Origin of the sequence: Haloarcula amylovorans, from assembly GCF_004681185.1 — an archaeon.
In the GTDB taxonomy this organism is placed as follows: Archaea; Halobacteriota; Halobacteria; order Halobacteriales; family Haloarculaceae; genus Haloarcula; species Haloarcula amylovorans.
This window is the reverse complement of sequence record NZ_SRIF01000001.1, coordinates 1,129,943-1,143,038: the sequence shown is the minus strand read 5'-3', so window position 1 is coordinate 1,143,038 and position 13,096 is coordinate 1,129,943. Positions and strand designations below refer to the sequence as shown.

The 13,096-nt window shown below is 66.8% G+C and carries 17 protein-coding genes; 6 read left to right on the top strand and 11 right to left on the bottom strand.

What is annotated here, in order from left to right:
- Positions 1–220: 220 nt before the first annotated feature.
- The 5 genes from E4S61_RS05800 to E4S61_RS05780 all read right to left on the bottom strand — a co-directional run bounded on the left by E4S61_RS05800 (position 221) and on the right by E4S61_RS05780 (position 3,560).
- Positions 221–1,018 (bottom strand): DUF5803 family protein, encoded by a 798-nt coding sequence (locus E4S61_RS05800; RefSeq protein ID WP_135302938.1) that lies wholly within the window; start codon positions 1,016–1,018, stop codon positions 221–223.
- 3 nt (positions 1,019–1,021) lie between these two features.
- Positions 1,022–1,693: a DUF2110 family protein gene (locus E4S61_RS05795; RefSeq protein WP_135302937.1), complete on the bottom strand. Its 672-nt coding sequence runs from the start codon at positions 1,691–1,693 to the stop codon at positions 1,022–1,024.
- On the bottom strand, positions 1,693–2,223 hold the full coding sequence (tfe, locus tag E4S61_RS05790) for a transcription factor E (RefSeq protein WP_135302936.1): 531 nt from the start codon (positions 2,221–2,223) through the stop codon (positions 1,693–1,695). Before tfe ends, E4S61_RS05795 begins: the two co-directional genes overlap by 1 nt.
- An 87-nt stretch (positions 2,224–2,310) precedes the next feature.
- Positions 2,311–2,859, bottom strand: a complete 549-nt coding sequence (locus tag E4S61_RS05785; RefSeq protein ID WP_135302935.1) for a tRNA (cytidine(56)-2'-O)-methyltransferase — start codon at positions 2,857–2,859, stop codon at positions 2,311–2,313.
- The gene (locus E4S61_RS05780; RefSeq protein ID WP_135302934.1) at positions 2,856–3,560 is read right to left on the bottom strand and encodes a DsbA family protein; all 705 of its coding nucleotides are present in this window, start codon (positions 3,558–3,560) and stop codon (positions 2,856–2,858) included. Before E4S61_RS05780 ends, E4S61_RS05785 begins: the two co-directional genes overlap by 4 nt.
- A gap of 84 nt (positions 3,561–3,644) precedes the next feature.
- On the opposite strand from E4S61_RS05780, the gene E4S61_RS05775 reads away from it, so the two are divergent.
- On the top strand, positions 3,645–4,571 hold the full coding sequence (locus E4S61_RS05775; RefSeq protein WP_135302933.1) for an NAD-dependent epimerase/dehydratase family protein: 927 nt from the start codon (positions 3,645–3,647) through the stop codon (positions 4,569–4,571).
- 61 nt (positions 4,572–4,632) lie between these two features.
- Positions 4,633–4,983: a hypothetical protein gene (locus tag E4S61_RS05770; protein WP_135302932.1), complete on the top strand. Its 351-nt coding sequence runs from the start codon at positions 4,633–4,635 to the stop codon at positions 4,981–4,983.
- A 36-nt stretch (positions 4,984–5,019) separates the two neighbouring features.
- Here E4S61_RS05770 and E4S61_RS05765 read toward each other — a convergent pair whose 3' ends face one another.
- Positions 5,020–5,475 (bottom strand): YbhB/YbcL family Raf kinase inhibitor-like protein, encoded by a 456-nt coding sequence (locus tag E4S61_RS05765; RefSeq protein WP_135302931.1) that lies wholly within the window; start codon positions 5,473–5,475, stop codon positions 5,020–5,022.
- A gap of 75 nt (positions 5,476–5,550) precedes the next feature.
- Here E4S61_RS05765 and E4S61_RS05760 point away from each other — a divergent pair, with 75 nt between their 5' ends.
- From E4S61_RS05760 to E4S61_RS05745, 4 genes are all read left to right on the top strand, one after another.
- On the top strand, positions 5,551–6,306 hold the full coding sequence (locus E4S61_RS05760) for a DUF2797 domain-containing protein (protein ID WP_135302930.1): 756 nt from the start codon (positions 5,551–5,553) through the stop codon (positions 6,304–6,306).
- A 63-nt stretch (positions 6,307–6,369) separates the two neighbouring features.
- Complete coding sequence (locus tag E4S61_RS05755; protein WP_135302929.1) at positions 6,370–7,386, top strand: DUF7490 domain-containing protein; 1,017 nt, start codon at positions 6,370–6,372, stop codon at positions 7,384–7,386.
- Entirely contained in the window at positions 7,383–7,730 is a 348-nt protein-coding gene (locus tag E4S61_RS05750; protein WP_135302928.1) for a hypothetical protein, read from the top strand. Before E4S61_RS05755 ends, E4S61_RS05750 begins: the two co-directional genes overlap by 4 nt.
- A gap of 40 nt (positions 7,731–7,770) precedes the next feature.
- Positions 7,771–8,214, top strand: coding sequence for a hypothetical protein (locus E4S61_RS05745; RefSeq protein WP_135302927.1), 444 nt, complete (start codon positions 7,771–7,773; stop codon positions 8,212–8,214).
- Positions 8,215–8,315: 101 nt separating this feature from the next.
- Here E4S61_RS05745 and E4S61_RS05740 read toward each other — a convergent pair whose 3' ends face one another.
- From E4S61_RS05740 to E4S61_RS05720, 5 genes are read right to left on the bottom strand one after another with little or no spacing between them, the layout of a single operon-like run.
- Positions 8,316–8,666 (bottom strand): helix-turn-helix transcriptional regulator, encoded by a 351-nt coding sequence (locus E4S61_RS05740; protein WP_135302926.1) that lies wholly within the window; start codon positions 8,664–8,666, stop codon positions 8,316–8,318.
- Positions 8,667–8,693: 27 nt separating this feature from the next.
- Positions 8,694–9,431, bottom strand: coding sequence for an NRDE family protein (locus tag E4S61_RS05735; RefSeq protein ID WP_135302925.1), 738 nt, complete (start codon positions 9,429–9,431; stop codon positions 8,694–8,696).
- A 53-nt stretch (positions 9,432–9,484) separates the two neighbouring features.
- A complete protein-coding gene (locus E4S61_RS05730) occupies positions 9,485–10,978 on the bottom strand; it encodes a class I adenylate-forming enzyme family protein (protein WP_135302924.1) in 1,494 nt (497 codons plus the stop codon).
- Positions 10,971–11,996 carry a mandelate racemase/muconate lactonizing enzyme family protein gene (locus tag E4S61_RS05725; RefSeq protein ID WP_135302923.1) on the bottom strand — a complete coding sequence of 342 codons (1,026 nt, stop codon included), beginning with the start codon at positions 11,994–11,996 and terminating at the stop codon, positions 10,971–10,973. Before E4S61_RS05725 ends, E4S61_RS05730 begins: the two co-directional genes overlap by 8 nt.
- Positions 11,993–12,952: a 1,4-dihydroxy-2-naphthoate polyprenyltransferase gene (locus E4S61_RS05720; protein WP_135302922.1), complete on the bottom strand. Its 960-nt coding sequence runs from the start codon at positions 12,950–12,952 to the stop codon at positions 11,993–11,995. The genes E4S61_RS05725 and E4S61_RS05720 overlap by 4 nt, the downstream gene beginning before the upstream one ends.
- Positions 12,953–13,096 lie beyond the last annotated feature (144 nt).

The following is a 13,096-nucleotide window of genomic DNA, read 5'->3' as shown; positions in this document are numbered from 1 at the left end:
AGCGTCCACGGGTTGTTCGAGTAACTGGGAGCGAAACGAGCGCATCTCGAACAGCCAGAAAGCCCCGACGCGCTCGACTCGGTGCGTGTCGGTCCGCGCCAGCGTCGAGCGTGCCGCCCCTTTCGGTCCCGCCCGAGTCGGCTGTTCAATTGGCTGTCGAGTGAGGGTTCTGGTTGTTCAAGACTGCGGCGGAGTGCGCTACTAAACACAGCGACGACGGCTAGCGCATGCCCGGCGGTGGCCCGTCGTCGCCGAAGTCGTCGTCGGTCTCCTCGTCCTCTAAGTCGATACCGGCCTCCTTCCGGCGGCGTCTCGCCGACTGTACCTGTCGGTAGTAGTACAGCGTGCCGATGCTCCCGAGGACGATGGCGACGACGAACAGGCCGCCGAAGATGTAGAGGTCGCGCTGGAGGTAGTAGCGGACCCGTAGCTGCTGGGCCGAGACGCCGTCGGGCCAGCGGACCGTCATGCGGTCGGTCTCCTCGTCGACGCTCGTCTCGTAGCCGCCGGGGTTCACCTGCGAGAGCAGCGGAACGCCGACGCGACCGCCCGGCGGAAGCGTCACCGCATAGGTGGCTCCCTGGAGGTGAGTCGGCGTCGCGTAGGCTTTGCCGCTACGGGCGGCGGTGTAGGCGACCTGTCCGGTGACGTTGCCGCTGCCCGGGAAGTTGATGGTCGTCTGACTCCGGCTCTGCGTGGCGTTCATCGAGGAGTTCGCCGACGTGACGACCGTCCCGTTCTCGTAACGGAACTTGAGTGCGCTGATGGGGACGCTCTGTTCCCGGCCGAGGCCGTCGCGGTCGTACACCGTGAGGCTCTCGTTGTTTTGGACGGCGTAGACCGCCTCGTACGACGACTTATTGAGGGTGACGCTCACGTCAGACTGCGCGTCCCAGTCGTAGCTGGCGTTCTGGTTCAACTGGTCCGACGAGACCTGATTCGAGCCGAACAGCCCGGCACAGCCGGAGAGTCCGACGAGCGCGAGGACGGCGACGAGAGCGAGGTAGCGACGATGCATGTATCAGGGAACGACGGCGAGCAGTTCCGAGGGCATGAAGCGGCCGATGTCCGACAGGAGACCTGGTGCGTCGGTATCGGGGTTGCAGATGATACTCTGTTCGAGAAGGCCGATGCGCTCGACGGTGACGATGTCCTGTGCGTGCCCGGCCCGGTTGACCGTCGCGCGGGCCTCCGAGCGGGTGACGCTGTTGGCGTTGACCCGAGCGTTACCCCGCGTCCACTCGTAGAGACGGTCGACCTCCTCGTCGGCGAGCCGCGGGTCGTCGCCGGCGACGAACCGGAGGGGCATGTGCTGGACCAGCCCGAAGCGTTTGCGGATCTGACTCGGTGAGCCCTGTCCGAGGTCCAGGTTTTCGGCGGAAACCCGGACTGTCTGGCCGAACCCAACGTCGAGGACGAACCCGTCGTCGTCCCACGAGTCGAGCGTGCCGACGTACGTCTCGCCGTCCTCGTGGGTAGTGACGACCTCGCCGAACTCCTCGCGGAGCAGGTTCCGGGCAACGGTGGCGTCGGGGCCGTCGACAGTGACCGTCGGGAAGTCGTCCTTCCGGTGGCCGACGTCGAACTCCACGTCGAGTTCGCCGAGTTCGTTCGCGACCAGCGACCGCAGTCCGTCCAGCGAACGATCACGGGCGTCGCCCGTGACGTACACTTTGGTTCCGAGGACGACCATTAGGCCTGTGCGTCCATGTCTGCGTTCAGTTCGTCGCGTAGCTCCTCGATACGATCTTCCATGGCGGTGACGAGACGGGTGTTCTCCATGGTCTCGACCTGATTGCCACACTGGGGGCACTCGAAGCCGAACTCCATCGCTTCGCCGAACTCGAAGCGGATGCCGCAGTTCTCACAGAGGTAGAACTCGTTGTTGCGCTCGTACTCGCGGCGCTCTTCGAGCCCGTCGAGCAAGCGGTACAGTTCCTCTTCGAGTTGCTCGGGGATCTTCTCGTACTCGAACGTCCAGAGGTAGGTGAGCCACCCAGAATCCTCGTCTCGGAGTCGGCGATACGACGCCAAATCGTTCTCGTAGAGGATAAAGAGTGCGCGGCGCACGTCGTTTAGTTCGAGTCCGAGCTCCTCGGCCAGTTCCTCGTCGGTCACTTCGCCGTCCGGCGGCGCGGCGGCGACCGGCATCCCTTTCGGTCCGACTAGCTCGTGGAGGTATTTCTGTATAACCGGGTCCTCCAGGAGTTCCTCAAAAGCCATTGGCTGAGGTTCGGGCCGTGAAGCGTTTAAACCCACCGGACCCGGCCGATGCTCGGGAAACAGGCAGTGGCGTGCCAGACCGACAGTTTACTCCGCTCGCTCGTCGGGGTCGACGACTCGCTTGCCCGTCTCCATCGGCACGACGACGCGGTCCGGGTCCTCCCACTCGCGGTCGAGTTCCCGGCCCTCGAACAGTCGGTCGAGGAAGACGGCCAGCGACGCCACCTCGGAGTGTGGCTGGTTCGTCACGCCGACGTTGTAGTCGGCTCGCTCGTACACCTCGAAGGGGACTTTCTCCGCGCCCACGACGAGCAAGAGGGGCCCGTCGGCGTGGGCGTCGCGGATGTCGGTCTCCACGTCCTGAATCGGCTCGCCGTACATCGTCAAGTGAACGACCGTCCCCTCGAAGTTGCGGATGAATCCCTTCGGTTCCTCGGTCGTCTCGACTGCCATCGGGCCGCCGAAGCGCTCGGTGATGTCGACGATGGTGTCCGTTCGGTCTCGGGCGGACCCGGCCATCACGACCCGGTCGGCACCGAGAGCTCTCGCGGTGAGACCGACGTGGGTGGTCATTCGCTCGTCCCGCCCCGGCCGATGGCCGAGACGGAGAACCGTCACGTCGTGGTCGTCCTTCATCCGTTCAGCGCGCTCTCGATGGCGTCACGGACCGGCGCGTAGGCGATTTCGTTCTCCCAGCTCACGTTGTTGCCGTCGACGATGACTGCCGGCGTCCCTCGGAGTCCCTTGTCGAGGGCCGCTTGCTTGCTGGCCTTGATCGTGGGATCGTACGTCCGATTCGTGGCGGCCTCCTTGACGACGTCGCCGCTCACGTCGATGCCGTCGGTGAGTTCGGCGTACACGTCCGGACCGAGGCGACGCTGGTTCTCGTAGAGGCGCTTCGAGTACGTGAAGTACGCCTCGTCGCCGACTTCGGCCTGCACCGCGCGGGCGGCGTTGGCGGCTTGCCACGTCACCTGACTGTCCATCACGGGGAAGTCGTGGAACTCGTACCGGATCGACCCGCTGTCGAGGTAGTCCGACTTCACCTTCGGATACACGGTCGTCGAGTAGGTCTGGCAGTGCGGACAGGCGTAGTCCTCCCAGGCCGTGACAGTCACGTCGGCGTCCGGGTCGCCGGCGACTGGTGCGGGAAGGAGGTCGCCGTTGGCGGCCGTTCCCGTCCCGCCGGTCGAGTTCGTTCCGCCGGCGCTCCCGTCACTGCTTCCGGTACTCCCTTCACCGGTCGGACCGGTCGAACCGAGCCCGGAGCAGCCTGTGAGGCCTCCTGCGAGGGCGACGCTGCTTGCGAGGAATGCGCGGCGACTGAGACGCGTCATACCCTCCTTTCACGACGCGAGCTATAAAACGGCGTTGGGATTCCGTACCGGAACGCTATTTGGCGGTCCCGTGGCAGTGCGCGTATGGAACTCGAAGGGAAGCGAATCGTCGTCACGGGCGGCGCTGGCTTCATCGGCAGCCACCTCGTGGAGCGGCTCGTCGCCGACAACGACGTCGTCGTCGCCGACGACTGTTCGGGCGGGAACCGCGAGTGGGTTCACGACGAGGCGTCCGTCGTCGAGGGCGACCTGACCGACCCCGCCGTGGTCGAGGACGCAGTCACTCCTGAGACGGACCTCGTCGTCCACCTCGCCGCTTCGAAACTCGTCGACACCGACGCGCCGCGGCGGCAGTTCGAGGACAACAGCACGATAACGTTCAACCTCCTCGACCGGATGGACGAGGCGGGCGTCGAGAACGTCGTGTTTACGTCGTCTTCGACCGTGTACGGCGAAGCCCCGCGGCCGACGCCCGAGGATTACGCCCCGCTCGAACCCATCAGCGTCTACGGCGCGACGAAACTCGCCGAGGAATCCCTGATTTCGACGTACGCCCACAGCCACGACCTCCAGTCGTGGGTGTTCCGCTTCGCCAACATCGTCGGGCCGCGACTGCGCGGGGCGGTGATTCCCGATTTCGTCGAGAAGCTGCGCGAGAACCCAGAATCGCTCACGATTCTCGGCGACGGCCGCCAGCAGAAGTCCTACATGCACGTCACGGAGTGCATCGAAGCGATGGAGTACGCCGTCACCCACGCCGACGCCGACCACAACGTGTTCAACCTCGGCACCCGAACGACCACCTCCGTCGACCGCATCGCCGACATCGTCGCCGACGAGATGGCGTTAGACCCCGAGTACGAGTACACCGGCGGCGACCGCGGCTGGACCGGCGACGTACCGCGGATGCGACTCTCCGTGGACAAACTCGCGGCGCTGGGCTGGGAACCCGACCAGTCGAGCGACGACGCGGTTCGCCAGTCTGTGCAGGAACTGCTCGCAGAACTCTGAGCGAGGGAGTCAGCCCTCGCAAGGGCGGCATTTTTCTATCTCGCTTCGTAGGAAACTGCGTATGCCCACTTCGTGGCCGTCGACTCTCGATAGTTCGTCGGCCGTTTGTGCCCTCCTCACCCTCCTCAGCGCAGCACTCGTCGGACGAGCCATCCGCGAGGGAAGCGACCCGGTCGTGGTCTTCCTCTTGGGCGTACAGACGCTGTATCTGTTTGGCGCGGCCGCTCCTCGAATTCGCGAGCGTGTGCCCCTCTACAGGCGTGTCGGTGCGATACTGCTCGGTGTGCTCGGGGGCATCGCGCTCCTCGTCGGCTCTTCGTCGGATCTCCCGATTCTGTACGTCTGTCTCGGTCTCTGTGCGGCCGTCGACCGCTATCTGGAACGGCGTGGCACCGTTCTCTTCGGTAAGTAAGGGCGAAAACGTCGGCTCGTTCGACCGACGCTCGTGCTACGGCGAGAACGTCCCGGTCAACTCCGCCTTGCCGACGACGTGCCCTTCGGCGGCGTCGTACAGCTGCTCCTTACTCGCTCCCCGCGGGAGCGCCAACGTAGTATCGAGCGCGTACAGCAAGAACCGGTAGGTGTGTTCCCGGTCGGGCGGGTTTGGGCCGCCCCACCCGACCTCGCCGAAGTCGTTCTGTCCCTCGCTCGCTCCGTCGGGCGTCCTGCCCGCCGCTATCTTCTGCGTGCCTGCGGGAATGTTCCAGACGAGCCAGTGATCCCAGACCTTCCCCGCGGGCTGCTTCGCGTCGGGATCGTCCACGATCAAGACGAGCGACTCGGCCATCTTCGGGACGTTCTGTATCCGCAGTGGGGGACTGACGTTTCCCGCCGCGTAGCCGTGTTCCTCGGGGATACGCTCCCCGTCGTCGAACGCCGGACTGGTGAGTTCGAGGTCCGCCATACCTAGGCACTCTCTCTCAAGGGGCAAAAGCGTCGTCCCGGTAGCCATTTGCCCGTCGACCACCAATCCGTAGGCGTGCAGGTCGTCGGGTATCGTTCGCGCGTCGAAGACCACGCTGGCCTCCTGCTGGCCGAGGCTGGGAGCGTTAGCGTCGAGCGACTGAACCCGGGGACCGAACTTTCGTACTCGCTCGGCGAACGCCACTGCGCCGGCGCGACTGACGGCGAGGTCCACCACGATTGCCAGAACCCGGACGCTCCCTACTGTCCCGAGCACACGAGCAGGTGGCCCTGCGCGCGCTGTACCGGCGAGTGTCACAAACCCATCGATGCCTGCGACGAGGAACACGCCGTCTATTTGGCGGTCTTCGCCCCCGACACGGTCAAGGTTGGCGTCACCCGCTCGTGGCGACTAGAGACCCGCCTCCGAGAACAGGGCGCGGACCGGGCGGCCCACCTCCGAACCGTCGCGGACGGCCGCATCGCTCGCCAGATCGAGGCCGACATCGCCAGTTCGCTCGGCGACCGAGTCCGCGTCCCGACGAAGATTGCCGGGTTCGACGAGTCCGTCGACGACGCGTTCTGGGAGGGACTGCTGGCGGAGTACGACCCGATCTCGACATACGAGTTCGATTACGGGCTCTCGCTGGAGAAGCGACCGATGGCCGAGACGCTCGCCACCGGTACCGTCCGCGGTACCAAGGGCCGGGTCGCCGTCCTCGACAACAACGGCAGCACGTACGCCGTCGATTTACGACAGCTCGTCGGCTACGAACTCACCGGCGGCGGTACCGACCGAGACCTCCAGTCGAGTCTCGGCGTATTCGAGTAATTTCAATTAACGCCAGTTACATCGTACACAAAACATTTACCGGAGGGTGTCGCGCTCACACCCGTGCGACGTGATGTACTACTCGCTGGTGCCATCGCCCTCCTCACGCTGACGATGGTCGCCAGTGCGACAGCGGTCCCCGGCGTCCTCTCGGAACCGACCGAGGACGTCCGTCCGAGCCACCTGGATCTCCGCGAGTCGTACGTCGACGCCCAGGACGTCACGGGCGAGACAGTGACGCTCTCGCTCACCTCCACCCTCGAACACCGGGGCGGGGCGGCGGAGAACGTCACCGTCGTGACGCGAGTGATCGACGCCGACACCGGGCTGGTGGCGACGACCGAACGACAGACGCTCGGCAACGTGACCGGCGAACGGGACGTCTCGTTCACTCGGAACCTCACCGTCGAGCGCGATGGCGACTACCGCATCGAGACGGCGGTGTCCAAAGACGGCCGGCGCGTCTCCGTCCAGCGACGGATGGTCCGCAACGTGGACGCGCTGACTCCGGCGTACGCCCGCTCGACGGTGGCGTTTCACCAGTTCGAGAACACGAACACGCCGCTCCGCGCAATCTCCTACCGCATCGTCGACGTGGCGGACAACGAGACGACGCTGAACGTGACGGCTTATCTCACCAACAGCGGCGACGACCCGGCTGGCGGCCTCTCGCTCCGGGTGCGCGCGCGGCAGGCCGACTCGAACGTCGTCGCCGACGAGTCGGCACTCCAGGTGGGTCAGATACGTCCTGGTCGGACACAGACGGTCAGCACCACGTTGACCGTCCCCGACGGCTACAACTACTGGCTGGACGGCATCCTCCAGTCCGACGGCGTCGTCGTCGCTACGGAGAGCGCGCCCGCGAACCTCGACCCACAGGAGACGCTGACGGCGAACGAGACGCGACGCGACGTCGGGTTCGACTCCGGTGACTTCGAGGAGGAGACAGTCGAGGACGGAGGAATGGGCGAACGAGCGGAGGCGACGACCGCCGGTGGGAGCGGTCCCGGCTTCACCGCTCTCGCCGCGCTCGTCGCACTTGTCGCCGCGACGCTCGGACTCGCACGGAGGCACACATGACCGAGGAACCAACCACTGACCCGACCGTATCGACCGACCAGAGACAGGCCGACGCCGACGACACCCGTCGCCCGCCCGAGGGCGACCAGCCGTCGGACGACGCTAACGGCGTGGACGACACCGACGCCGGCCGCTCCGCCGTCGAGTACCTCGAATGGGGGGCGCTGACCGTCCTCGCCCTCGTCGCGCTGATGGCCACGTTCCAACTGTACTTCTCCGTGTCGGCGGCCGTCGACACGTTCGTCACCCGCCGATATCGGCCGCTGTTCATGGCGGGGTTCAACCTCGTCGTCTTGCTGGCGTGTGGGCTCGGCCTCTCGACCATCGTGCGCCGTCTCGCCTGACACGACAATCCTTTTCAGCGGCCCAACCGAACCCGGAGGTATGGCAGACGAACCAGAGAACGCCGACGACGCGCCCGAATCGAGCGACGACGGTGAGGAGAAATCCTTCCGAGAGCGAGTTGAAGAAATTCGCCAGCAGCGCGCCGAGGAGCGCGAAGAGGGCGAAGAAGGCGAGATGAGCCGCGAGGAGCGCATGGAAGAGATGATGGGCGGCGGTGGCGGCCCCGGCGGGATGGGTGGCGGTGGCGGCAACCCGTTCGCACAGATGATGGGCGGCATGATGGGCGGCGGCGGTCCCGGCGGCGCGGGTCCTGGCGGCATGGGCGGCGGACCCGGCGGACCCGGCGGGCCAGGCGGACGCGGCCCCGAGGCCGAAGGCGGCAGCGACAACGAGGAACTCACCCGCGAGATGCGAAAGCTCCGCGACGAGGTCCACGACATGCGACGCTCGCTGGACCGCATCGCCGACGCGCTCGAAGAGTAACGCCGTTCCGCGGTGCGTCTCGTTTTCCGTTTCGGCCGACGCCACAGCGGCGGCTGGCGGTCGCGTGAATGGGACGAAGAAACGAGTGGCTCTTTGCCGCGTCAGCTCTGGTACGCGAGGTTCATGACCCACTGCGAGAACGTATCGTCGTGTGGGTCGACCTCCTCGTCGCCGATGAACGGCGAGAGCATGTCGCCGGCCATCAGTAGCGAGAAGTCGAGGTCGCGGGCGGCGGGCGTGAGGTAGTACGTGTTGTGGCCCTCGTAGATGGTTTCCTCGCGCTGGATGAGACCCTTCTCGAAGAGGGACTCGACGATGCGACTGCCCTTCCGGGAGGAGACGTCCAGATCCTTCCAGAAGTCACTCTGGTGGACGCCGCCGGACTCGCGGATAAGTTCCAGCCCGGCCAGTTCGTCCTCGGAGAGGTCCGCCTCCGACGCTGCAGAACTCATATGTAGTGTATACTAACGGTCGGCCGCTTAAATCTGACCTTCGACCGGGCGGTAGTCGGTCTGGCAGGGCGGCCCGTCGGCGAAGTCGTATCGCTGGCGCTCACCTATCGAGATGAGCGACGACGATTGCGTCCCGAACCCGTCGCCGTGGACGCAGACGCCGTACTCGTGGTCGCTGATGGTCTCGCCCGCGCGGTCCAGCCACGCGTCGACCGTCTCGCCGGGTTCGACCTGCATCGCCTCGCGGAGTCGGTCGGCGTTGACGGCCTGCTCCTCTCCGGCGTCGGCCCGGAAACTCGGAATCCGATAGTCGCCGTCAGCGCCGACGTTGACGACGATGTGGACGCTGGGATTCAGATTCCGGACCGCGAGTTGGCCGTCCCACTCGAAGAGTAGCGCCGCGTTTTCGTCGGCTAACAGGAGGTTGAATCCCTCGTACTCGGCCTCGCGGAGCGCTCCTTCGACGGCGCGGGCGGCGTCCTCGGCAGTCTCGTGGCCCAGACAATCGCGGACGAGGAGGCCGCGTGAGCGCTCGCCGGCGAGGTCGGCGTCCACCCAGCGGTTGGTGAGCGCCACGAGGAGGCCGTGTTCGTTGTAGCCCTCCCACGTGCCGCTCGCTTCTTCGTCGGCTGGCGCGACCACGCGGGACCCCCAGTGACGCGGCGCGGGCGGTTCCGACGGTCGGTCGACGCGCTCGTCGCGGTTGGCGGCGAACGCGACCGGCGCGCCGTCGAACACCTGCCACGCGAAGACGATGGTACACACGGGGGAAGATAGGCGCTACGGGTAGAAAACCGCTTGGCCGCGGGGTCCGGTCGTCACTCCTGCAACTTCGCGGCGACGGCGTCTCTGTCGACCGTTCCCGACGGCGTCCGCGGGAGCGTCTCGGCACGGCGAATCGTCTTCGGGACTTCGTACGAGGCGAGTTCGGTCCGGCAATAGTCCCGAACCGTGTCCACCTCAACGTCGCCGACGACGAGGGCTGCGACTCGCTGGCCCCACTCCTCGTCTGGCAGGCCGACGACGGCGGCGTCGGCGACGCCCGGACAGTCACGAATCGCCGCTGCCACCGCGCCCACGTCGACGTTCTCGCCGCCGGTGACGATGCGGTCGTCCGCGCGGCCGACGACCCAGAGGCGGCCGTCCGCGTCGCGGTAGCCGAGATCACCGGTGTGAAAGCCGTGCGGGCCGAACGCTGCCGCAGTCGCGTCGTCGTCTAAGTAGCCCGGCGTCACCGTGGGGCCGGAGACCACAAGTTCGCCGCGCTCGCCGGGGCTGGCTGGCCCGTCGTCGCCGAGAACCGTCACATCGGTACAGACGAGCGGCTGGCCGACCGTCCCCGGAGACTCGAAGGCCGTCTCCGGCCGCGCGGTCGAAATCTGCGAGGCCGTCTCGGTCATTCCGTAGGTCGGACAGATCGGAATCTCGCGCTTCCGGCAGCGCTCGACGAGAGCGGGCGGTGTCGGCCCGCCGCCGAGCAGGACGAACCGGAGCGACGGGTCGGGGGTCCAGCCAGACTCTACGAGTCGCGTGAGCATCGTCGGGACGAGCGAGACGCCGGTCACGTCCGCTTCGGCGAGAACGCGAGCGGTCGCCGCGGGGACAAACTCCCGCTGGACGACGACGGCCGCCCCGTAGAGGGCACAGCGGACGAACGGGGCGAGTCCGCCCATGTGGTACGTCGGGAGACAGACCAGCCAGCGGTCGCCCGGCGAGACGCCCAGTCGGAACGCCGAGGCCGTCGCGCTGGCGACGAGGTTGCTGACGGTCAGGCGCACTCCCTTCGGGTCGCTCGTCGTTCCCGAGGTGAACAGCACGAGTTGCGTCGCATCGCGGTCGAGTTCGACCGGTTCGATGGTCCTACCGTTCTCTGCAGCTTCGTTCGAGGGCAGACGTTCGACGCCGCCACTGGCTGGCGAATCGACCGACACGACCGGAGTGTCCGTTATCTCCGTCGCCAACTGCTCCGTCGCTCGCTCGCAGACGAGGGCGTCGGCGTCGAGCGACGATAGCTGTGCTTCGAGCGTCTCGGCGTCGAGTTCGACGTTCAGCGGAGCCAGTGTCAGCCCGCGGCGCATCGCCCCGAACAGGAGGCGACCGACCGCCGGCCGGGTGTCTATCAGCGTCGCGACACGGCCGTTCGGGGTGTCCAACCCTTTCAACGCGGCCGCGACCTCGTCGACGGCGGCGTCCAGTTCGCGGTAGGTCGTTGTCCGATTCTCGTCAGCGTCCACGACGGCCGTTCGCTCGGGCGTCGTCTCGGCTCGGTGAGTCAGCAGGTCCCGTGTCGGCCACTCCATCGGTTCACGCATCGGTTCGCACCTCCGAGGGGTCGACGCCGAGGCCGGCCGACTGCGGCACGGAGATCCGGCCCTCCGAGATGGTCGTCGGGTCCGGCGCGAGGTCACGAGCGAGCCGGTCGCCGGTCGCCAGTCCGCACGCCGCCACGTTCGGAATCGCCGCGGCGACGTGGACCGCGGCGAGGCGGGCGACGACGGCGTCGATGGTCGTCGTCACGATTGGCTCGATACCGCGCTCACGGGCCTGCATCGCCAGCGTGTAGGCGTCACCGGGACCGCCCAGTACCATCGGCTTTAGAATCAGCACGTCAGCGGCGTCGGCGTCGAAGACGGTGCCAACCCGTTTCTGGGCCAGCGACTCGTCGAGGGCGACGCCGACGCTTCCTCCACGAAGGTCCGCGTGGCCAGCGAGGTCGTCGGCCGCGAGCGGCTGCTCGACGTACTCGACGGCCAGCGACTCGAACGCCTCGAACGCAGAGTCGGCTTCCGCGCGGGTCCACGCGCCGTTGGCGTCCGCTCTGAGCGTCACGTCGTCGCCGACTCGTTCTCTGACCCGCCGAACGCGCTCTACGTCTTCCTCGACCGAACGTGCGCCGACTTTCAGTTTACAGCAGTCGAAGCCCGATTCGGTGGCCTCGGCGATAGCGTCGGCAGTCTCCGCTGGCGTCCCGTCGTCGACGGTGGCGTTGACTGGGACCGACCGACAGCGGCGGTCGGCGCTGTCGGCGTCGAGCCACCGATAGAGGGGGATTTCGTCGGCTCGCGCATCGGCGTCCGATAGCGCGGTGGCGACCCCGTGACGGGCCGCGGGCACCTCGGCGGAGTCGAGTTCGCGGAGTGCGGTCGCACCGTCGAGCGCCACACGGCAGTCGTCCAGCGATTCCGTCCAGCCGGGCAGCGGCGTCGCCTCGCCGACGCCCGTCTCGCCGCGGTGGTCGCTGCGAACGACGAATCCCCTGCGCTCGTCGATGGTCCCGCTGGCGGTTTCGAGCGGCGAATCCAGCGGAAGCGAGAACGAAGATACCTTCATAGGAGTTGAGGGAACGCGAGTCCGGCGGCGAACAGCAGCGAGTGGACGAACAGCGTCTGTCCGACGCGTTCCAGCGCCGGATTCAGCGCCTCGCCGTCAGTTCGGGTCAGCACCGTCTTCGCCACCGATGCAGCCAGCGGGAGGGAGAGAAGCGGCGCGAGCGCCCAGAGGCCGTATTCGGTGTCGAGCGCGAACAGTATCGGAACGACGTAGGCCATGCCGACGACGGCGAGAAACTCCACGCGGCTCCAGCCGTAACCCAGGTAGACGGCCAGCGTCTTCTTTCCGGCGGCCATGTCCGTCTCTCGGTCCCGAACGTTGTTGACGACGAGGATGGCCGTCGAGAGGCCGGCGGCGGGGAGACTGGCGGTTATCGCCGCAGCGGTGACGCTGCCCTCGGGGAGCCCCATCGGGAACGTGCCGACGGCGGGCATGCTCGCCACGGCCTGCACGTAGTAGGTCCCTGTCACGGCGACCAGTCCGAAGTAGACAAAGACGAACAGGTCGCCCAGCCCGCGGTAGCCGTAGGGGAAGGGACCGCCGGTGTAGAGGACGCCGGCGGCGATGCCTGAGAGACCGACGACGACGATGGGGAGGCCGCCGATGGCGACGAGATAGACGCCGACGACGACGGCCAGCGCGTAGGTGAGAATCATCGCTCGCTTGACTGCGTCGGGTTCGATGAGCCCGCCGGCGGTCACTCGCGTAAAGCCCTGTCGCTCGTCCGTGTCTGCGCCCTTCACCGCGTCGTAGTAGTCGTTGGCGAAGTTCGTGCCCACTTGGATGAGCAACGCCCCGACCAGTGCCGCGAGCGCCGGAAGCGGGGCGAACACGTCCGCATGGACGGCCAGTCCCATACCGACGACGACCGGCGCGGCCCCCGCGGGGAGCGTCTGTGGCCGGGCCGCCATGAGCCACGCCTTCCGCTTCGAGATGTCTGCCGTCGCTGCACTCATTGCCGGAACTCGGGACGGAACCCCCAAAGCGACTGTGGTTCGGCGACCGGAATCGGCGACTGGTCCAGCATCGTCACGCTCGAAGTCGACACGGAGAAGTACGAGACTATCGCGCTCGTGAAACAAGACACAGGAGCGTTGATG

Coding starts and splice junctions, on each gene's coding strand:
- E4S61_RS05800 (WP_135302938.1), bottom strand. CDS start 1,018: ATGCATCGTCGCTACCTCGCTCTCGTCGCCGTCCTCGCGCTCGTCGGA.
- E4S61_RS05795 (WP_135302937.1), bottom strand. CDS start 1,693: ATGGTCGTCCTCGGAACCAAAGTGTACGTCACGGGCGACGCCCGTGAT.
- tfe (WP_135302936.1), bottom strand. CDS start 2,223: ATGGCTTTTGAGGAACTCCTGGAGGACCCGGTTATACAGAAATACCTC.
- E4S61_RS05785 (WP_135302935.1), bottom strand. CDS start 2,859: ATGAAGGACGACCACGACGTGACGGTTCTCCGTCTCGGCCATCGGCCG.
- E4S61_RS05780 (WP_135302934.1), bottom strand. CDS start 3,560: ATGACGCGTCTCAGTCGCCGCGCATTCCTCGCAAGCAGCGTCGCCCTC.
- E4S61_RS05775 (WP_135302933.1), top strand. CDS start 3,645: ATGGAACTCGAAGGGAAGCGAATCGTCGTCACGGGCGGCGCTGGCTTC.
- E4S61_RS05770 (WP_135302932.1), top strand. CDS start 4,633: ATGCCCACTTCGTGGCCGTCGACTCTCGATAGTTCGTCGGCCGTTTGT.
- E4S61_RS05765 (WP_135302931.1), bottom strand. CDS start 5,475: ATGGCGGACCTCGAACTCACCAGTCCGGCGTTCGACGACGGGGAGCGT.
- E4S61_RS05750 (WP_135302928.1), top strand. CDS start 7,383: ATGACCGAGGAACCAACCACTGACCCGACCGTATCGACCGACCAGAGA.
- E4S61_RS05745 (WP_135302927.1), top strand. CDS start 7,771: ATGGCAGACGAACCAGAGAACGCCGACGACGCGCCCGAATCGAGCGAC.
- E4S61_RS05740 (WP_135302926.1), bottom strand. CDS start 8,666: ATGAGTTCTGCAGCGTCGGAGGCGGACCTCTCCGAGGACGAACTGGCC.
- E4S61_RS05730 (WP_135302924.1), bottom strand. CDS start 10,978: ATGCGTGAACCGATGGAGTGGCCGACACGGGACCTGCTGACTCACCGA.
- E4S61_RS05725 (WP_135302923.1), bottom strand. CDS start 11,996: ATGAAGGTATCTTCGTTCTCGCTTCCGCTGGATTCGCCGCTCGAAACC.
- E4S61_RS05720 (WP_135302922.1), bottom strand. CDS start 12,952: ATGAGTGCAGCGACGGCAGACATCTCGAAGCGGAAGGCGTGGCTCATG.